The organism is Pseudomonas sp. YNh, assembly GCF_037993085.1.
GTDB lineage: Bacteria > Pseudomonadota > Gammaproteobacteria > Pseudomonadales > Pseudomonadaceae > Aquipseudomonas > Aquipseudomonas putida.
This window is the reverse complement of sequence record NZ_JBBMRJ010000016.1, coordinates 71687-90705: the sequence shown is the minus strand read 5'-3', so window position 1 is coordinate 90705 and position 19019 is coordinate 71687. Positions and strand designations below refer to the sequence as shown.

Below are 19019 nucleotides of genomic sequence, written 5' to 3'. Positions count from 1 at the left end.
CGCCGGTGCCCGGCAAATACTCAAGGTCTGCCGGTGTCACCGCTCTGTTTCGATCCGCACGGTACGGACCTGGCTGAGTGGTCAGGTTAGACCGGTTTGCGGCCCCTGACCCTTTTCTGGACCGGCGGGGCGTGTCGCAGGTTCCGAACTTCCTTTATTATCGCCGCCCTGCCGGCGCCTGTTGCGCGCCAGCCGTAGTGGAGTGAGAGATGAATACCCTGTTCATGCATTGCCGGCCCGGTTTCGAGGGCGAGGTGTGCGCCGAAATCAGCGAACATGCCGCCCGTCTGGGTATTGCTGGCTATGCCAAAGGCAAGCCGCACAGTGCCAGCGCCGAGTTTGTCTGTACCGAAGAAGGCGGCGCCGAGCGGCTGATGGGGGCGCTGCGTTTCAACGAGCTGATTTTCCCGCGCCAGTGGGCCCGGGGCGGTTATGTCGAACTGCCGGAAACTGACCGCATCAGTGTGCTGCTGGCGGAGCTGGCCGACTTGCCTGTGTTCGGCAGCCTGTGGCTGGAAGTGCTGGACAGTAACGAAGGCAAGGAATTGTCTACCTTTTGCCGCAAGTTCGAAGTGCCGCTGCGCAAGGCGCTGGAGAAGGCCGGCCGCCTGGTTGACGACGCCAGCCGCCCACGCCTGCTGCTCACCTTCATCAGCGGCCGGCGGGTGTTCGCCGGTGTTGCGCCGGCCAACAACAGTGCCCTGTGGCCCATGGGCATCCCGCGCCTGAAATTCCCCCGCGAGGCACCCAGCCGCTCGACCCTCAAGCTGGAAGAAGCGTGGCATCAGTTCATCCCGCGCGAGCAGTGGGAGCAGCGCCTGGGCGATGACATGACCGGCGTTGATCTGGGCGCTTCGCCGGGTGGCTGGACTTACCAGCTAGTGCGCCGGGGCATGCTGGTGACCGCCATCGACAACGGCCCGATGGCCGAAAGCCTGATGGACACCGGCCTGGTTCAGCACCTGATGGCTGATGGTTTTACCTGGCAGCCGAAGCAGCCGGTGGACTGGATGGTGTGCGACATCGTCGAGAAGCCGGCGCGCACCACCTCGCTGATCGAAACCTGGCTGGGCGAGGGACTGTGCCGCGAGGCAGTGGTCAACCTGAAGCTGCCGATGAAGCAGCGCTATGCCGAAGTACGCCGGCTGCTCGATCGCATGGAGGCGACGTTCAAGGCGCGCAAGATCAGGGTATCGATTGCCTGCAAGCAGCTGTACCACGACCGCGAGGAAGTGACTTGCCACCTGCGCCGGCTCGATCTGAAGCCGCGCTGAGCCCAGCGCGCTGTTCGCGCTCCGCCTGTAGCTCTTGCTTCGGTTTTTGCTTCTAAGCGCGCGGTAGCTCAGGCGACGCAGATTGCGACTTCAGGAGGCCGAGCGCAGGGGCCGGATGATGGGAGCGGACGGCTTTGGTTACTTTGGCCAAGACCGAAGTAACCCGCCGGAAGGGCGCAAAGGTGACTCAGCGCCACCTGCGCGAACGAATGTCTACACTGTGTTGAGGCCCATCTCGCAAGAAGCTAAAAAGCGGATCTGGCTGTTTTGGTTCAGCGAACAGTCCATTTGTGATGGCGACGCTTACTCACCTTTTCGACCTTAGGGCGAGTCACTTTTTGTCAAACGCGACAAAAAAGTAACCAAAAAACGCTGCGCTCCGATCATCCGGCCCCTGCGCTTCGCTCCGGGGTTCCCTCACTCCAGCCTCGCTCCCGGGAGGACCGCGCTGCAGGCCCCATCCTGGGGCCCAGCGCTTGACGGGCATCCATGCCCGTCACCTCCCTCCGCAAGGCCTGCGTTCGGCCTCCTGAAGTCGCGAAGATCAAAAGCAAGATCAAGAGCAAGAGCAAGAGCTGGGCTGGCGGGCAGCTGCGCATTTCTCAAGCGGTGCTTGGACCGCGTCGCGCTATGCGCGACAATGGCGATCATTTTCGGAGCCCCCCATGACCGATTTCACCCCTGACGCCATCCTCGATGCCACCGGCCTGAACTGCCCGGAGCCGGTGATGATGCTGCACCAGCACGTGCGCGACCTGGCCGCCGGCGGCCTGCTCAAGGTGATCGCCACCGACCCGTCGACCCGCCGCGACATCCCCAAGTTCTGCAACTTCCTCGGCCACGAACTGCTGCAGCAGCAAGAAGACGCCGGTACCTTCCTGTACTGGATTCGCAAGAAAGCCGACTGAAGCGCTCTGGAACACGCCCGACGTTGCGCCTACACTGCGTTCCCCAGACAGGAGAGCGCCATGCTGATAGTTGCCGACGAGAACATTCCGCTGCTCGATGCCTTTTTCCAGGGTTTCGGTGAAATCCGCCGTTACCCCGGCCGAAGTCTCGATGCCGCCAGCGTCAAGGACGCCGATATCCTGCTGGTGCGCTCGGTAACCAAAGTCGACCGCCAGTTGCTCGAAGGCAGCCGCGTACGCTTTGTCGGCACCTGCACCATCGGTACCGATCACCTGGACCTGGACTACTTTGCCGAAGCCGGCATTCGCTGGAGCAGTGCGCCGGGCTGCAATGCCCGCGGTGTGGTCGACTACGTGCTGGGCAGCCTGTTGACCCTGGCCGAGCTGGATGGCGCGGTACTGCCCGAGCGGGTGTATGGCGTGGTGGGCGCGGGTGAAGTGGGTGGCCGCCTGGTGCGGGTGCTGCACGGCCTGGGCTGGAAGGTGCTGGTGTGCGATCCGCTACGCCAGGCCGCCGAGGGCGGCAACTACGTCAGCCTGGAAACCATCGTGCAACAGTGCGATGTGATCAGCCTGCATACCCCGTTGCAGCGCGATGGCGAGCACCCGACCTGGCACCTGTTCGGCCAGGCGCAGCTGGCGCAGTTGCGTCCGGGTGCCTGGCTGATCAACGCCAGCCGTGGTCCGGTGGTGGACAACGCCGCCCTGCGCGAGCTGCTGCTGGACCGTGAAGACGTGCATGCAGTGCTGGACGTGTGGGAGGGCGAGCCACAGGTCGACCTGCAACTGGCCGACCTGTGCACATTGGCCTCACCGCACATTGCCGGCTACAGCCTCGACGGCCGCCAGCGTGGCACGGCGCAGATCTACCAGGCGCTGTGCCGGTTCCTGGGTGTGGACGAGCAGGTGCAACTGGCCGACTTGCTGCCCCGACCGCCGCTGGCGCAAATCGAACTGGATGCCAGCACCGACCCGGCCTGGGCCTTGGCGACCCTGTGCCGCGCCGTGTACGACCCACGCCGCGACGATGCCGACTTCCGCCGCAGCCTGAGTGACGACCCGCAGCAGCAGCGTGCGGCGTTCGACCAGTTGCGCAAGCAATACCCGCCGCGGCGCGAGATTGAAGGGTTGGCGGTGCGCTTGCGTGGGGAGTCGCCGCAGTTGGCGCAGCTGGTGAGTGCCTTGGGGGCGGAGTTGGTCTAAGCAAGTTTTGGAGTTATCTGCGGTTGTGGGAGCGGCCTTGTGTCGCGAAAGGGCCGCAAAGCGGCCCCAGGATTTCAGCAGCGCGGCACGGGTTGCCGGGGCTGCTTTGCAGCCCTCTCGCGACGCAAGGCCGCTCCCACAAGGGCCCAAGCAAACCTGCGGGCAATAAAAACCCGGCGCAGGCGCCGGGTTGCAAAAAATTCGCCGATCAACCTTTGTGTACGCGCTCGACCCTGCTTTCTTCCAGGGCCTTGCAGGCCTGCTGGATCATCTGCTCGGTAATTGGCACTTCGCGCCCCTTGCCGTCGATGATCGAACCGCATGCCTCGGGTGGCGGGGTGGTCTGAGGCTTCTGGTGGTCACTGCCATGCTGCAAGCTCATGCACTGTCTCCTCTTCAGGTTCAAGTTCAGGGTAGCCCTGCGCCGTGACTGGCCTGTGACAGCTTCTGTGTCACGGCAGCAACAGTCCAACAGAAACCCTGTGAAAGCTCCATCATCTGTTTAGACCGATGCGTTATAGCAACCTGCATGCATTCCCCCTGCCGGATGAGTGGTAGTCTGCGGTTTCCCCGCCATCGTAGCCGCCGCCATGCCCGATTCGGTTTCCCCTCGCCAACGCCGAGCCTTGCGCCTGGCTTGGCAGTTCGTTCGTCCGTACCGTCGACAGGTGCTGCTGGCCTTGTTGGCCCTGGTGGTTACTGCCGGCATCACGCTGTCCATGGGGCAGGGCATCCGCCTGCTGGTAGACCAGGGCTTCATGACCCGTTCGGCGCACCAGCTCAACCAGACCATCGGCCTGTTCCTGCTGCTGGTGCTGGCCCTGGCGGTGGGCACCTTCAGCCGTTTCTACCTGGTGTCGTGGATCGGCGAGCGTTGCGTGGCCGATATCCGCCGTGCCGTGTTCGACCACCTGATCGGGCTGCACCCCGGCTTTTTCGAAGACAACCGCAGTTCCGAGATCCAGTCGCGGCTGACCGCCGACACCACCTTGCTGCAATCGGTCATCGGCTCATCGCTGTCGATGTTCCTGCGCAACGCGCTGATGGTCATTGGTGGTGTGGTGCTGTTGTTCATCACCAACCCCAAGCTCACCAGCATCGTGGCGGTCGCCTTGCCGCTGGTGCTGGCACCGATCCTGCTGTTTGGTCGCAGGGTGCGCAGCCTGTCGCGCCAGAGCCTGGATCGGGTGGCCGATGTGGGCAGCTACGTGGCCGAGACCCTGGGGCAGATCAAGACGGTACAGGCCTACAACCACCAGGCGCATGACCGCGAACGGTTCGCCGACACGGTCGAAGCCGCCTTTGGCGTGGCCCGCAAGCGGATTGCCCAGCGTGCCTGGCTGATTACCCTGGTGATCGTGCTGGTGCTGGGGGCAGTGGGGGTGATGCTGTGGGTCGGCGGCATGGATGTGATCGCCGGGCGTATCTCCGCAGGCGAACTGGCGGCGTTCGTGTTCTACAGCCTGATCGTCGGTAGCGCGTTCGGCACCCTCAGTGAGGTGATCGGCGAGCTGCAACGTGCAGCGGGTGCGGCCGAGCGCATTGCCGAGCTTTTGGCGGCGCGCAGTGCGATCCTGCCACCCACCGTGGCGCAGGCGCTACCGCAGCAGCGGGCCAGTGGACGTATCGAGTTGCAGCAATTGGTGTTCGCCTACCCGTCACGGCCCTCGGTGGCAGCGGTCGATGGCCTGAGCCTGGTTATCGAGCCCGGGCAGACCGTGGCCTTGGTGGGCCCCTCGGGGGCGGGCAAGTCGACCCTGTTCGATTTGTTGCTGCGCTTTTACGACCCACAGCAAGGGCGCATCCTGCTCGATGGCCTGCCGGTGACTGAGCTGGACCCCGACCAGTTGCGCCGCCAGTTCGCCCTGGTGGCGCAAAACCCCTCACTGTTTCGCGGAACGGTGGAGGCCAATATCCGTTATGGCCGGCCCGATGCGACCCTGGCCGAAGTCGAAGCAGCGGCGCACGGTGCCCATGCCGACGAATTCATCCGGCAGCTACCGCAAGGCTACCAGACGCCCTTGGGCGAGGGTGGCATCGGCCTTTCTGGCGGGCAACGCCAGCGCCTGGCGATTGCCCGGGCGTTGCTGGTGGATGCACCGATCCTGCTGCTGGACGAGGCCACCAGCGCGCTCGACGCGCAGAGCGAACACTTGATCCAGCAGGCGTTGCCCAGCCTGATGGCCGGGCGTACCACGCTGGTGATCGCCCATCGGCTGGCCACGGTGCAGCATGCCGAGCGCATTGCGGTCATCGACAAGGGCCGGGTGGTGGCGGTGGGTACCCACCGCCAGCTGGTCGAGGAAAGCCCGCTGTATGCGCGGCTGGCGGCCTTGCAATTCACCAGCGGCTAATGCGTCGCGAGTTTGTAACAATTTTGTAGCAATTGCCTGAGAGTATCTGGCTCAACTGTTGCGTAAGTGCTCGACCTGGCTGCCATTGCTTGATGGCAGCTTTTTTTTGGCCTGCCAACAAGGACATGGAATGTCTTACCTGGTGTTGCGGATGCGCGCCATTCCTTTCCTTCCGGTTTCGAGATCCACGATGTTGCGTAAATCCCTCAGAGTGCAAATTCTCTCGCTGCTCGGCGGCAGCCTGGTGGCGATGCTGTTGATCGCCCTGGTGTGTTTCCAGTTTTTGTCGTCCAGCGTGCGCGGTTATGCCGAGTTGGTGGACGGGCCGCTGCGGGCTTCGCAATTGATTGATGAAGCTAACCTGCAGTTCAAGATCCAGGTGCAGGAATGGAAGAACGTGCTGCTGCGCGGGCGCCAGCCGGCTGAGATGGAGAAGTACTGGCAGCAGTTTCAGGCCCGCGAACAGCAGGTGCAACAATTGCTCGGGCAACTGATCGACAGCAGCGACGACAGGCTCAAGCCGCCGTTGCAGCAACTGCGTGACAGCCACCAGCAGCTGGGCCAGGCCTATGCGCAGGGCCGTCAGGCCTTCCTCGCCGCCGGTGGCGACCCGGTAGCCGGCGACCTGGCGGTGAAGGGTGTAGACCGCGCCGCCAGTGAGCAGATGAGCGAACTGGTGGAGCAACTGCGTGCCGATGCCCGCCAGCGTGCGGCCAGCATCAACGCCAGTGCCGAACGCACGGTATGGCTGGGCTTGCTGGTGATGCTGGCCTCGGCGGTACTGGTGGGGCTGCTCAGCCTGTGGCTGGTCAACCGCAGCCTGATCGAGCCGATCCGCCAGTTGATCGAGTACGTCGCGCAGCTTAGCCAGGGCCGTTTTGCCGCCCGCGTGGACAGCCGCCGCGAGGACGAGCTGGGGCGCCTGGCGCGGGCGGCCAACACCTTGCGCGACTTTCTCGCCGACACCGTCGGCCGGCTGAAGGACAATGCCCAGGAGCTGGAAGGTGCCAGTGGCCAGTTGCGCAGCATTGCCGGCGACATGGCCCGCGGCACCCATGACCAGTTCCAGCGCACCGACCAGGTGGCCACGGCCATGCACGAGATGTCCGCCACCGCCCAGGAAGTGGCCCGCCATGCCGCTGAAGCTGCCCGCGCAGCGGATGACGCCGACCACAGTGCCCAGGCGGGTGAGCAGGTGATGCAGCAGACCATCGATATCATTGGCGTGGTCAACCGCGAAATCGCCGGCACGGCGGCGGTAATCCGCGACCTGGAACACGACAGCACGCGCATCGGCAAAGTGCTCGAAGTGATCCGCGGTATTGCCGAGCAAACCAACCTGCTGGCGCTGAACGCGGCCATCGAAGCGGCCCGTGCCGGCGAGGCCGGGCGTGGCTTTGCGGTGGTGGCCGATGAGGTGCGCAGCCTGGCCCAGCGCACGGCAGCCTCGATTGCCGAGATTCACCAGATCATCGAAGCGGTGCAGTCAGGTGCGGTTGAAGCGGTCAAGGCCATCGAAAGCGGCCAGCAGCGAAGCGAAGAGGGGGCCGAGCAGGTGCAGCAGGCCGGGCAGATGCTGCAGCGCATCACCCAGGCGGTAGAGGCGATCCGCGACATGAACCGGCAGATCGCCACGGCGGCAGAAGAACAGACCAGCGTGGCCGAAGACATCTCGCGCAACCTGATCGAAATCACCCGCATTGCCACGGCCAACCAGGAGTCGGTGCAGCACACCGAGCAGGCGGGCCACCGCCTGCATGGGTTGTCCGGGCAGCTGGGCGAAGTAACCTCGCGCCTGAGCGCCTGACACTTTTTCAGGGGCAACAAAAAGCCCGCGCAAGGCGGGCTTTTTGAAGGATCTGGTCGGAGAGACAGGATTCGAACCTGCGGCCTTCTCGTCCCGAACGAGACGCGCTACCTGGCTGCGCTACACTCCGATGAACAAAATCCTACTGCATCCCGTTTTTGCCCACAAGCCCTTGTTGTTGTAAGGGCCTTTGCCAAAACAGGTGCTTGATCAGAGCTCTTTGACGGTGCGGATCTGGTCTTTGTTCAGGCGCGTGCGCTTACCGTCGAGTTGCTCGAATTCGTAGAAACCGGAGTCTTCGTCGAAGGAGGGTTTATCCGTTGCCTGGATCTCCCGGCCATCGTTCAGGGTGATGACGGTAGGGGTCGAGCAGCCAGCGAGGGCGCCCAGGCCCAAGGCGAGCAGGAAGGCGGGTAGGGTCCGTTTGATCATCGTGTTTCTCCAAGTGCGATGGTGCTAGATGACATTTATGACGCAGGACATTAGTGCAAGTTCACTCCAAGTGCAGCATAGCGACAAATCTGTCTTCTTGATCCAGGGCAAGGCTGATGGCGCAACGCCGGGCAAAGGTACGCTGTGATATAACTGCGGCCATCTCATCCTGTTGTGACGGACACCCATGAAAGCCAAGGCAGATACCCCCTTCGTGGCGCTGAACATCGCCGTGCTGACGGTCAGCGACACCCGCACCTTCGACACCGACACCTCTGGCCAGCTGTTCGTCGACCGCCTGAGCGCAGCGGGCCACCGCCTGGCCGAGCGCGTGCTGCTGAAAGACGACCTGTACAAGATCCGCGCCCAGGTCGCCACCTGGATCGCCGATGACAGCGTGCAAGTGGTGCTGATTACTGGTGGTACCGGTTTTACCGGCCGCGACAGCACGCCCGAAGCGGTGGCCTGCCTGCTGGACAAGCAGGTAGACGGTTTTGGTGAGCTGTTCCGGCAGATTTCCGTGGCCGACATCGGCACCTCCACCGTGCAGTCACGCGCCCTGGCCGGGCTGGCCAACGGCACCTTGGTGTGCTGCCTGCCGGGCTCGACCAATGCGGTGCGCACCGGCTGGGACGGCATCCTGGCCGAGCAGCTCGATGCACGCCATCGCCCCTGCAACTTCGTTGCGCACCTGAAGCAGGCAGCGGCCTGTGACAGCCGTGGCTGAAGCTAGCCAGGCCCGGCCACTGATGCCGGTGGAGCAAGCCCTGGAGCAACTGCTGGCGCTGGCCGAAGCGGCGCCGATCCGTGACACCGAGAACCTGCCGTTGGCCGAGGCCGAGGGCCGCGTGCTGGCCACCGATCTGGTGGCCTCGCTCGACCTGCCGCCCTGGCCGAACAGTGCCATGGACGGCTATGCCTTGCGCAAGGCCGACTGGCAGGGGGAGCCACTGCCGGTCAGCCAGCGGATCTTCGCCGGCCATGCGCCGCAGCCCCTGCAGCCGGGCACCTGCGCGCGCATCTTCACCGGGGCGCCAGTGCCTGAAGGCGCCGATTGCGTCGAGATGCAGGAAAACACCGAAGTGGCCGAAGACGGTCGGGTGCGCTTTCTCGAACCCTTGCATGCCGATCAGAACATCCGCCCTCAAGGCCAGGAGACCCGCAAGGGCGAGCAGGTGATGAGCGCCGGCACCCGGCTGGGGCCGATCGAACTGGGCCTGGCGGCGACCCTGGGCCACGGCCGACTGGACGTGGTGCGCAAAGTGCGGGTGGCGGTGCTGTCCACGGGTGACGAACTGGTCGAGCCCGGCCTGCCGCTGGGGCCTGGGCAAATCTACAACAGCAACCGCCGGCTGCTGGTCAGCTGGTTGCAGCGGCTGGGCTGCGACGTGGTCGATGCAGGCATCCTGCCGGATGATTTGGCGCTTACGCGCGCCTGTTTGGCCTCGCTGGGCGACGTTGATCTGATCTTGTCTACCGGTGGTGTCTCGGTGGGCGAGGCCGATTACCTGGGGGCGGCCCTACGCGAGGCGGGCGAGCTGGCCTTGTGGAAGCTGGCGATCAAGCCGGGCAAGCCACTCACCTTCGGCCACTTCCAGGGCGTACCAGTGATCGGCCTGCCGGGTAACCCGGCCTCTACCTTGGTTACCTTTGGCCTGCTGACCCGGCCCTATCTGTTACGTCGCCAGGGCGTGGGCGATGTCACGCCGCTGCGCTTCGACATGCCGGCAGGCTTTGACTGGCCCAAGGCCGGCACGCGGCGCGAGTACCTGCGTGCACGCATCGAGCAGGGCCAGGTGCGTATCTACAAGAACCAGAGCTCCGGCGTGCTGCGCAGCGCGGCGTGGGCCGAGGGTTTGGTGGAAGTGCGAGAGGGCAGCACGCCGAAACAGGGTGACAGCGTGCCGTTCATCCCCTTCAGCGAGCTACTTGGCTGAGCGGCCCAGCCAGGCACTGCCCAGCGGCGCGGCCTCGGCCGGCGCTGCCTGGGCCAGGCGCATGTGCACGTTCTCCAGTTGCTGGGCGGCCACGCTCCAGTCGTGGCGCTGGCGGGCGAACTGGCGGCCGGCAGCGCTCAACTGGCTCATGCGCCAGGGCTGGTTGAGCAGTTGGGTGATCAACAGGGCCAGCTGGTCGCCGTCATCGCTGCCCAGATAGTGCTCGCCGTTGTTTGCGGTCAGGCCCGATACGCCTTTGCCGGTGGTGATCACCGGTAGGCCGGCGGCCATTGCCTCCAGGATTTTTACCTTGGAGCCCCCGGCATAGCGCAGCGGCGCGAAGAACAGCGCCGAACGCTTTTGCAGTTCACGCAGGTCCGGGCGGTAGCCGAACCATTCGATGCGCGGGTCGTTCCAGTGCAGTTTCCAGCTGGCCGGCAGGGCATGCCCGGCTATTGCCAGGCGCACAGCCGGGTTGCTCATCCACACCTGCGGCATGATGTCTTCCAGCGCCCACTCGATGGCCTCAAGGTTGGCGCCATATTCGAAGTTGCCGACGAACAGCAGGCGCTGGCTGTGTAACGCGGGCTCCACGTGCTGGTAGAAGTCACAATCCACACCGTTGACCACCACATTCACCGGTCGCCCGCTGATCTGCGCGATCAGCTCGGCGTCGTGGGCGCTGACTGCCACCAGCTCGGTGGGCTGGCACAGCACCCGCTGTTCCCAGCGCCGGTAGCGCCAGCGGTCGAAGGCGTTGAGTGGGCGCAGCCACAGGGGCAGCCGGTCGTGGCAGGCACCGCCCATCACCGACTCGAGCGTGTGTTCGCTGAGCATGTAGGGCAACCCGCGGGCCTGCAGGGCCTTCTCGAACGGTTGAAAACTGTAGCTGTGCTCGATCTGGATCACGTCCCAGGGTTCGTCCAGCAATTGCTCGAAACGGTGCCGCAGGCACGGGGACAGGCCGTTGATGATGGCCCGCATGGGGTAGTCGATGATGGGCGAAGCCAATAGGTTCAGCGGGCTGTGCAGCGGCCGACGGGGCATTACGATCAGGCGTTCGAGCAGTGGCTCCAGGGCTTCGCGGGCTGTATCGCTGAGGGGGATTTTCGACTGCGCCAACAGGGTAATGCGGTGGCCCTGTTGTGCCAGTGCGCGCATCAGGTGGTATTGCCGGGTCTTGCTGCCGCTGGTGGTCGGCCAGGGTAGGTAGGGCAGTGTCCAGAGAATGCGCATGACCCGGAATCCTCGTGAAAGGTCGCGGATGAAAAGACGCGCCCATCGACAGTGTGGGGAACACCACTGCCGGGGCGCGTCCATGGCTAGGGTTTCGGGCCCGGCAAACAGAAGTCAAAAGGCTGACTTCCCAGGTAGCTTTGTTTGCCTAGGTCAAAAACTTGTCAAAAGTTCATTTTCTGAGCATAGCGCGCATTGTCGGGTGTGGGAAAAAGACCACGTTGGCTTGGGTATTTTTTTGTGGGCATGCAACGATCGGTGAGCGGGCATGGTCGAGATCTGGGTCGGTCAACTTCACGGAGAAGCGCGATGCAAGGGCGCAAGGCAATGCTGATCCTGCACGGCAAGCAGGCGATGAACGAAGCGCTGCGCAGCGCCGTTTGCGACCTGCGCGATACCGGCTGGGTGCTGGATGTGCGTGTCACCTGGGAGGCGGGTGACGCGCAGCGCCTGGTCGGCGAGGCGCTGGCGGCGGGCTACAGCCATATCGTCGCAGGCGGTGGCGACGGCACTTTACGGGATGTGGCCGAGGCCATGGGCCTGGCAAATGCCGAGGCCAGCCTGGCGCTGTTGCCGCTGGGCACGGCCAACGATTTCGCCAAAGCCGCCGGCATACCCCTGGAGCCTGCCGAGGCACTGGCGCTGCTGAATACGCCGGCGCAGGCTATCGACCTGGGCCAGGCCGGCGACCAGTTGTTCCTCAACATGGCCACGGGTGGGTTTGGTAGCCAGGTCACCGCCAACACCTCCGAAGACCTGAAGAAGGTGCTGGGTGCCGCGGCCTACCTGTTCACCGGGTTGTCGCGCTTCAGCGAGCTGCAGGCAGCCACGGTGGAACTGCAAGGGCCTGACTTCCAGTGGCAAGGGAGCCTGCTGGCGCTGGGGATCGGCAATGGTCGCCAGGCGGGGGGCGGGCAAGTGCTGTGCCCTGAGGCGGTGGTGAATGACGGTCTGCTGGACATCGCCATCCTGCCAGCGCCGCAAGAGGTAGTCGGGGCACTGCGCGACCTGTTGGCCGGTGACGGGCTTTTCGTCCGCGCCAGGTTGCCCTGGGTCGAGATCAAGAGCGCGCAGGGCCTGGACATCAACCTCGATGGCGAGCCGTTGCAGGCCGGCAACCTGCGCTTTCAGGCCAGGCCTGGCGCGTTGCAGCTGCACCTGCCGGCCGGGTCGCCGCTGCTTAGTCATCCAGGCTGATGATTTTCTCGCGTACAGCGAACAGCACCAGGCCGGCCACATCATGAATCTGCAGGCGCTTCATGATTTGCGAGCGGTGGGTTTCCACGGTCTTGATCGACAGGCCCAGGCCCGCAGCGATTTCCCGGGTGGACTTGCCGCGCACGATCAGGCGCAGGATTTCCAGTTGTCGCGCAGTGAGGTTATGCCGCTCGCCAGCCGCTTGGTTGCCCTGCCTGGTGTGCCGTAGGGCCTGGTTGATGACGGTGTGGGCAATGGCCGGGCTGAGGTAGCGCTCGCCGTTGAGCACTGCGCTCAGGGCCTGCTCCAGCTCGGTGGCGCTGGTGTCCTTGAGCAGGTAGCCGTGGGCGCCGCTTTCCAGAGCCCGCATGATCAGGTCAGGGTCGGTATGCATCGACAGGATCAGCACCTTGCATGTACTTGCGCTTGCCCGCAGTTGGGTGAGGGCGTCCAGGCCGCTGGTCGACCGCATGGAGATGTCCAGCAAGACGATGTCGGGCGCCAGCGCGCGCACCTGTTCGAGCAGTTGGCTGCCGTCGTCGGCTTCACCGATCACGTCATAGCCGGGGATGTCGCAGACCAGTGCGCGCACACCGGCGCGGATCAGCGAGTGGTCGTCAACCAGCAGCAGTCTACAGGTCATGGGTGGCCTTGCTCCCGGCGCGTTGCTGGGTACGCGCAGGCCACGGGAACACCGCCTCGATACGCGTGCCCAAGCCGAGCTGGCTGGTGATGTCGAGGCTACCCTGCAAGGCGGTGACCCGCTCCTGCATGCCAGCCAGGCCGCGCTGGCCTGCGTCGGCCGGGTGCCGTGCCGGGACGAAACCACGGCCATCGTCATGGATCGACAACGCCAGCCCCTCGGGGGTGCGCTGCAGCTGAATGATCAGGTTATCTGCCTGGGCGTGGCGCAGCATGTTGGTCACGGCCTCCTGGGTAATGCGAAACACCGCCATGGCCACAGCTTCGTCGATGCCGCCCAGGCGCTGGTTGCACGCCAGGCTCCAGTGCACACTGCTGCTGGCCAGGGTACGCACCAGGTGCGCGCGCAGGCTGGCTTCCAGGCCCAGGCTGGCCAATTGCCGAGGGTTGAGCAGGGCGGACACGTCGCGTACGTTGCCCAAGGTGTCATCCAGCGTGTTGCGCAGGGTGTTGCAGTGGCCTTGCAGCTCGTCGGGCATGCGCCTTTGTAGCCACTGCAGCTGCAGCTTGGCGGCGGTGAGCAGCTGGCCGATGTCGTCGTGCAGTTCCCGGCCCAAGTGCTGGCGCTCGTCTTCCTGGACCTTGAGCATGCGCTCGGCCAGTTCTGCCGGGCGCAGGCTGATCGACTTGGCGCTCAGGCCCAGGTAGACGATGGTGCCCAGCGTAGCGACCAGTTGCAGCACCAGCAGGCTGGCCGGGGCTGCCTGGTTGGCCAGGTACAGCATCAGGTTGGCGACCAGCGAGGCCACGCATAACGCGGCCGTCACCCAACGCAGCAGGGCAACGCGGGAGCAGCAACGCAAAGAAGTCTTCAAGCGTGGAAGCATAGGTAGGGAAGCCACTGAAGTATTGCTGATGGAGGCCTTGCACAATGCTGCTCAGAGGCTTTGGCGCAGTACTTTCGATATTTTTTCGAGCACGTGATCGTTCAACCTTTATTCAGGTTGCAAGCGTTTGTGGGGGCGTATATTACCACTTCGCACTGTATCGGTCGCGGCTGGGTAATGCCTTGAAACGCCTGCGGGTCGGGCACTGGAGAGTGGCAAAGTGCCACCCATCGATCGCGCATTACGCACTTGTAGTGCAACTAGCGCGTTAGAGATTCATCTTGGGCCCCGAAAACTTGGTTAACTTCCCTAGTTCGATCTTTGTGGGGCATGAACGAACGCGCTTAGTTGCACTTCGTGTCAGGTTAATACGGTGGGTTCCACCGGCCTGTGCCTGTGCCGCGTGCCACTGGAGCGTGCGGGTGGAGGCACACGCTGCCGTGCTCGTCGCAGGAGGTACAGGCTTGCGCAAACGGTTGCTTCACGACCTTGGCCAGGTCGCTCAGCAGCACCAGTTGCTCGCCGATGTCCAGGTTCAGCCGCCCGGTACGGGTATCGACCAGTTCCAGTTGCCAGGCCAGCAAGGTAAGGCAGGCCCCTAGCGCGGGCAGGGCTTCACGTTGCAGGCAGCCGCGGTGACAGGCGGGGGCAAGCAACTGATGCAGGGCATTGGTGTAATGGGCGACTTCACGCAGGCCCAGGCGTGTAGCCTGCCTGGCAAGGCTCTCGAGGGTGTTGTCCAGGCAGCGGCAGGCATCTGGATCATTGTCGATCAGTTCCAGATGCTGCAGACACTCCTGGGCCTGGGTCAGCAATACCTGGGCATCCAGCAGATAACCCTGCAGGGCGTCATCGAACGATAAGGCAGTGTCCATGATCAGGTCCCCGCGCGTGGTGCAGGCGCAAGGGGCGGGCACGCCGAAACGATAGCTAGCAAAAGCCTGACTCCATTCATGCATTGAGAATGGCGTCACATTAATGGCTAAAGGATATCGCGAACATCAGGTTGCACCCGATTGCAGGTAGGGGTTTCCCTGATATCGAGCTCGGGTGGGGAACTTTTGTCGCCCTGCTGATTTGCCGTGTAATGCCCGCAGTAAAGCATGATGGTAAAGTGATATCAATTGCCTTCACGGCATTTTCCCGCAAGGGTCAAGGTGCGCGTGAAGCCGCCGATACAGGGTGGATGCTTACACTTTTTTGACTCAAGCCTGGGGGTTTTCCAATGGCTGGCATTCTCGACACAGTAGACCAACGCACGCAACTGGTGGGTGAGAACCGCCTGGAAATTCTGATGTTTCGTCTGGCCGGCCGCCAGTTGTTCGCGATCAACGTGTTCAAGGTGCAGGAAGTGCTGCAACTGCCCAAGTTGACCCTGATGCCCCAGCGCCACGCCTTCGTCTGCGGGGTGGTCAACCTGCGCGGCCAGACCTTGCCAGTGATCGACCTGTCCCAGGCGATCGGCATGCGCCCGCTGCAGCCGGGGCCGGACAGCACCATCATCGTCACCGAGTACAACCGGTCGGTGCAGGCCTTCCTGGTGGGTGGTGTCGACCGTATCGTCAACATGAACTGGGAGTCGATCATGCCGCCGCCTGCCAGCGCCGGTCGCCAGCACTACCTGACCGCCATCACCAAGGTGGATGAAAAGCTGGTGGAGGTGATCGACGTGGAGAAGGTGCTGGCTGAGATTGTGCCATACAACGCCCGGGTCTCCGGCGAGAAGCTTGCCGACCCGGTGCTGGCCCGTGCCCGCGGGCGCGAGGTGCTGCTGGTGGACGACTCCAGTGTTGCTCTGGCGCAATTGCGTGACACCCTGTCCCAGTTGGGGGTGAAGCTGCACGTGGCCAGTGACGGCCTGAAGGCGCTGCGCATGCTCAAGGGCTGGGCCGATGCGGGCGAGGACGTGTGCGAAAAGCTGCTGATGGTGTTCACTGACGCCGAAATGCCGGAAATGGACGGCTACCGGCTGACCACCGAGATTCGCAGCGATGCCCGTTTGCGCCAGCTCTACGTCGTGCTGCACACCTCGCTGTCGGGCAGCTTCAATGAATCCATGGTGAAGAAGGTGGGTTGTGACAACTTCCTGTCCAAGTTCCAGCCTGATCGCCTGGTCGATGTGGTCAAGCAACGCCTGCTGCTGGATGCTGCCACTGCGTGATCGCCGGGCCAGCCAGGTATAAGCTTGGCTTTTGGCATGACGCGAGGCGGCAGGGATGTTTCTCAGTGAGTTGTATCGATACCCGGTGAAGTCGGGCCAGGCGCAAAGCCTGCAGGCATCACGGGTGGGGCTGTTGGGGTTGCAGGGTGACCGGCGCTGGATGGTCGTGGAGGAAGAAAATGGACGCTTCCTGACCCAGCGGGCCTGGCCGCAACTTGGCCAGCTGCAGGCGTGCGATGACGACAACGGTCAGTTGTTGCTGCAGGCGCCTGGGCGGGTGCCGTTGCGGGTGCCTGTGCCCGCTGCCGATGATGCGCTGCGCGGCGTGACGATCTGGCGCGACACCCTGCGCGTGCCCGACGCTGGCGACGCAGCAGCGGCCTGGTTGAGCGCGTTGCTGGGCAAGGCCGTGCGGCTGGTGCATTGCCCGGAGCAGCGCGCGCGTTACCTGCCCAATGGTTACGGCCTCAACAGTGATCGTGCGGCGTTTCCCGATGGCTTCCCTTTGCTGCTGATTGGCCAGGGCTCGCTCGACGAGCTCAACCGGCGTATTGGCCGGCCCATGGAAATGCTGCGCTTTCGACCGAACCTGGTGGTGCAAGGGGCAGAACCGTTTGCCGAGGATGGCTGGAAGCGGATTCGCATTGGCAGCTTGGATTTTCGCGTGCTCAAGCCCAGTGTGCGGTGCATCTTCACAACAATTGATCCAGCAACAGGGGAGCGCAGTGCCGACCGCGAGCCGATGGTCACGCTCAAGACCTTTCGCGAGAAGGAGGGGGATGTGCTGTTCGGGCAGAACCTGGCGGTGGATGGCAGTGGGTGGCTTGAACCAGGAATGCAGGTGGAAGTTCTGGAGTGAATGTGCTGCCTGAACCGGCCCTATCGCCGGCAAGCCAGCTCCCACAGGTTCATCACAGGTTCGAAGACTTGTGCGCTACCTGTGGGGGCTGGCTTGCCGGCGATGGGCCGGTTCAGGTTCAGCAGGCCCTACATGTCATCGAAATACCGCTCATGCCAATCCACCAGCGGCTGCGGCGAATTCAGCTTCTGCCCGTAGATCACCGAATACGACAGCACGTTCTGCACATACTGGCGTGTTTCGTCGAACGGGATCGATTCAACCCACACATCGAAGCTCAGGTGCTTGGCGCCTTTCAGCCACTGCCGCACGCGGCCGGGCCCGGCGTTGTAGGCCGCCGAGGCCAGCACCCGGTTGCCGTTGAACTGGCTGTGCACCTGGCTCAGGTAGGCCGCGCCCAGCTGGATGTTCTTGTCCGGGTTCAGTACCTGCGCCGGTGATGCCAGCGGGATGCTGAACTTGCGCGCGGTCTCTTTGGCCGTGGCCGGCATCAGCTGCATCAGGCCGCTGGCACCCACCGGCGAGCGCGCATCCTCCATGAATGCACTTTCCTGGCGGGTGATGGCGAATACCCAGCTCGAATGCAGGCCGCGGACCTTGGCTTCGCGCACCAGGGTGTCGCGGTGGGCCATCGGGAAGCGGATGTCCAGGTCGTCCCAGTATTGCGCCTGGCTGATGGTGCGGATGGCCGGGAAGTACCAGCGCAGGTCGTAGCCCAGGCGTGCCTGGGCAACCATTTCGTCGCGGGTGAAGTGGCGGCTGACGTGGTACCACTCGCGGCGGCCCTCGACGATCTGGCCGCGGGCGTGGAATTCCAGTGCACGCTGGATGCCGGGCGTGTTGCGCACCTTCTTGACCAGTTGCGGGCTTAGCAGCAGCGGCTTGTTGTTCAGCTGGTATGGCGTCTGTGCCCGGTCGGCAGCGAGGAAGCCATAGAAGTCGCGCTCACGTGCCACGGTCTTGTACAGCAGCGGGATCTGCGGGTTGTTCGGCTGGGCCAGCTCCAGGCTGCGTGCCTGCCAGTATTTCCAACGGCTGCTGCTGGCCAGGTCCTGGGGCAGGCGCCTGGTCAGCTCGTAGGCGTCTTCCCAGCGGCCCAGGCGCAGCAGCAGGCGCAGGCGCCATTCGCTGACGGTGTTGTCGCGCAGTTCGGGGTCGTAGCGGGTCATCAGGTCGAGCGCGCGCGGGTCGTAGCGGCGTGCCAGGGTCAGGCCGATTTCGCGGGCGATGGCCACCTTCTCGTCGCGAGAGAAGTGCATGCGCTGGGCATAATCGTCGAGCAGTGCCATGGCCCGCTCCGGGTCCTGCCGGGCCAGGCGGCGCAGGCCGAGGCTGACGACATCGGACATGGCTTCGTTGACCGGGGTAAAGCGCGACGGCTGGTTGAGCAGCTCTGGCTTTTGCGCCACGTCGACCAGAAGGCGCCCCTGAGGGGCGAGGGTGGTCAGGGTCTTGACCAGGTTGTTGGCCAAAGCGTAGTTGCGCGTCTGGGCCGCCAGCTTGGTGCGTTCCCAGCGCTTGGCCTCGGTCAGCTGGCCTTCGGCCGCCCACATGCCGAACAGTGTGTCGCAGGCGGCAGGTTGCGACTTTCCGACGTTCCACAATTTGTCAGCTGTGGCATAGCCCTCGGCGCGCAGGCCATGGCTGAGCTGATACTGGCCGTTGAGGCAGTCCAGTTCGGTGAAATTGAGCTTGGGGTCGTAGTATTTGACGAAGGTGTCCCATTCGCCGCGTTCGGCCAGCCAGCGTAGCCAGCGCAGTTTCATCCAGTTGGCCTGGGGCAGGTCGCCATGCTTGGCGAGAAAGCCTTCGATCTCCTGGTTGCTGGCGCTTTTGAGGCGGGCGGTAAGCTCGTCGTAGGCCAGGTATGGTGTCAGCGGGTAGTCGCTCAGGGCTTGCGCATAGCGCAAGTACGGGCCTTTGTCGCCTTTGGCCAGCGCACGCTTGGCCTCGTCGTAGTACTGGCGCTGCTGGGTGAGGTCGGTGGCCTGCGCCGCGCAGGTGGCAGCGGTGAGCAGCAGGCATGATGCAATGTGTAACAGGCGGCTGCGCATGATACGTCCGGGCAGTAGAACCATGGGGAAGTGACGGCGGAGCCAGCACTGTTGGAAGCAATTGCCTT

The 19019-nt window shown here is 63.9% G+C and carries 17 protein-coding genes, 1 tRNA gene and 1 pseudogene; 11 read left to right on the top strand and 8 right to left on the bottom strand.

Annotated elements, in window-relative coordinates:
* Positions 1-209: 209 nt before the first annotated feature.
* From rlmM to pdxB, 3 genes are all read left to right on the top strand, one after another.
* Positions 210-1274, top strand: a complete 1065-nt coding sequence (rlmM, locus tag WF331_RS17665; protein WP_016500765.1) for a 23S rRNA (cytidine(2498)-2'-O)-methyltransferase RlmM — start codon at positions 210-212, stop codon at positions 1272-1274.
* 665 nt (positions 1275-1939) lie between these two features.
* Positions 1940-2182: a sulfurtransferase TusA gene (gene tusA, locus WF331_RS17660; protein WP_016500764.1), complete on the top strand. Its 243-nt coding sequence runs from the start codon at positions 1940-1942 to the stop codon at positions 2180-2182.
* Positions 2183-2242: 60 nt separating this feature from the next.
* Complete coding sequence (gene pdxB / locus WF331_RS17655; protein WP_016500763.1) at positions 2243-3385, top strand: 4-phosphoerythronate dehydrogenase PdxB; 1143 nt, start codon at positions 2243-2245, stop codon at positions 3383-3385.
* A gap of 208 nt (positions 3386-3593) precedes the next feature.
* Here the strand turns inward: pdxB and WF331_RS17650 are convergent, their stop codons facing one another.
* Entirely contained in the window at positions 3594-3767 is a 174-nt protein-coding gene (locus WF331_RS17650; protein WP_016500762.1) for a PA1571 family protein, read from the bottom strand.
* A gap of 208 nt (positions 3768-3975) precedes the next feature.
* On the opposite strand from WF331_RS17650, the gene WF331_RS17645 reads away from it, so the two are divergent.
* The 3 genes and pseudogenes from WF331_RS17645 (at position 3976) to WF331_RS29345 (ending at position 7546) form a co-directional block, all read left to right on the top strand.
* On the top strand, positions 3976-5739 hold the full coding sequence (locus WF331_RS17645) for an ABC transporter transmembrane domain-containing protein (RefSeq protein WP_041167816.1): 1764 nt from the start codon (positions 3976-3978) through the stop codon (positions 5737-5739).
* Positions 5740-5869: 130 nt separating this feature from the next.
* Positions 5870-6613, top strand: a pseudogene (locus WF331_RS29350) (methyl-accepting chemotaxis protein); the annotation flags it as partial.
* Between the two features lie 165 nt (positions 6614-6778).
* On the top strand, positions 6779-7546 hold the full coding sequence (locus WF331_RS29345) for a methyl-accepting chemotaxis protein (protein ID WP_373873692.1): 768 nt from the start codon (positions 6779-6781) through the stop codon (positions 7544-7546).
* Between the two features lie 53 nt (positions 7547-7599).
* On the opposite strand, the gene WF331_RS17635 is transcribed toward WF331_RS29345, so the two are convergent.
* Positions 7600-7676 (bottom strand) — tRNA-Pro (locus tag WF331_RS17635).
* A gap of 80 nt (positions 7677-7756) precedes the next feature.
* A complete protein-coding gene (locus WF331_RS17630; RefSeq protein ID WP_016485624.1) occupies positions 7757-7978 on the bottom strand; it encodes a YgdI/YgdR family lipoprotein in 222 nt (73 codons plus the stop codon).
* 187 nt (positions 7979-8165) lie between these two features.
* On the opposite strand from WF331_RS17630, the gene moaB reads away from it, so the two are divergent.
* The gene (gene moaB / locus WF331_RS17625) at positions 8166-8705 is read left to right on the top strand and encodes a molybdenum cofactor biosynthesis protein B (protein ID WP_016500759.1); all 540 of its coding nucleotides are present in this window, start codon (positions 8166-8168) and stop codon (positions 8703-8705) included.
* Entirely contained in the window at positions 8689-9915 is a 1227-nt protein-coding gene (locus tag WF331_RS17620; protein ID WP_016500758.1) for a molybdopterin molybdotransferase MoeA, read from the top strand. The genes moaB and WF331_RS17620 overlap by 17 nt, the downstream gene beginning before the upstream one ends.
* Here the strand turns inward: WF331_RS17620 and WF331_RS17615 are convergent.
* Positions 9904-11151, bottom strand: a complete 1248-nt coding sequence (locus tag WF331_RS17615; RefSeq protein WP_016500757.1) for a glycosyltransferase family 4 protein — start codon at positions 11149-11151, stop codon at positions 9904-9906. The genes WF331_RS17620 and WF331_RS17615 overlap by 12 nt on opposite strands.
* Positions 11152-11460: 309 nt before the next feature.
* Between WF331_RS17615 and yegS the strand changes: the two genes are divergently transcribed.
* Positions 11461-12348 carry a lipid kinase YegS gene (gene yegS, locus WF331_RS17610; protein ID WP_084967239.1) on the top strand — a complete coding sequence of 296 codons (888 nt, stop codon included), beginning with the start codon at positions 11461-11463 and terminating at the stop codon, positions 12346-12348.
* On the opposite strand, the gene WF331_RS17605 is transcribed toward yegS, so the two are convergent.
* The 3 genes from WF331_RS17605 to WF331_RS17595 form a co-directional block, all read right to left on the bottom strand.
* Positions 12332-12991 (bottom strand): response regulator, encoded by a 660-nt coding sequence (locus WF331_RS17605; RefSeq protein WP_284361396.1) that lies wholly within the window; start codon positions 12989-12991, stop codon positions 12332-12334. The two genes, yegS and WF331_RS17605, sit on opposite strands and share 17 nt — an antisense overlap.
* The gene (locus WF331_RS17600) at positions 12981-13877 is read right to left on the bottom strand and encodes a sensor histidine kinase (RefSeq protein ID WP_284361393.1); all 897 of its coding nucleotides are present in this window, start codon (positions 13875-13877) and stop codon (positions 12981-12983) included. The genes WF331_RS17605 and WF331_RS17600 overlap by 11 nt, the downstream gene beginning before the upstream one ends.
* Before the next feature lie 365 nt (positions 13878-14242).
* Positions 14243-14752, bottom strand: coding sequence for a hypothetical protein (locus WF331_RS17595; protein WP_041168104.1), 510 nt, complete (start codon positions 14750-14752; stop codon positions 14243-14245).
* 350 nt (positions 14753-15102) lie between these two features.
* Between WF331_RS17595 and WF331_RS17590 the strand changes: the two genes are divergently transcribed.
* Positions 15103-16038 carry a chemotaxis protein CheV gene (locus WF331_RS17590; protein WP_016500752.1) on the top strand — a complete coding sequence of 312 codons (936 nt, stop codon included), beginning with the start codon at positions 15103-15105 and terminating at the stop codon, positions 16036-16038.
* 55 nt (positions 16039-16093) lie between these two features.
* Positions 16094-16897, top strand: coding sequence for an MOSC domain-containing protein (locus WF331_RS17585; RefSeq protein WP_284361389.1), 804 nt, complete (start codon positions 16094-16096; stop codon positions 16895-16897).
* Between the two features lie 128 nt (positions 16898-17025).
* Here WF331_RS17585 and WF331_RS17580 read toward each other — a convergent pair whose 3' ends face one another.
* Positions 17026-18951: a transglycosylase SLT domain-containing protein gene (locus WF331_RS17580; RefSeq protein WP_016500750.1), complete on the bottom strand. Its 1926-nt coding sequence runs from the start codon at positions 18949-18951 to the stop codon at positions 17026-17028.
* Positions 18952-19019: the final 68 nt, after the last annotated feature.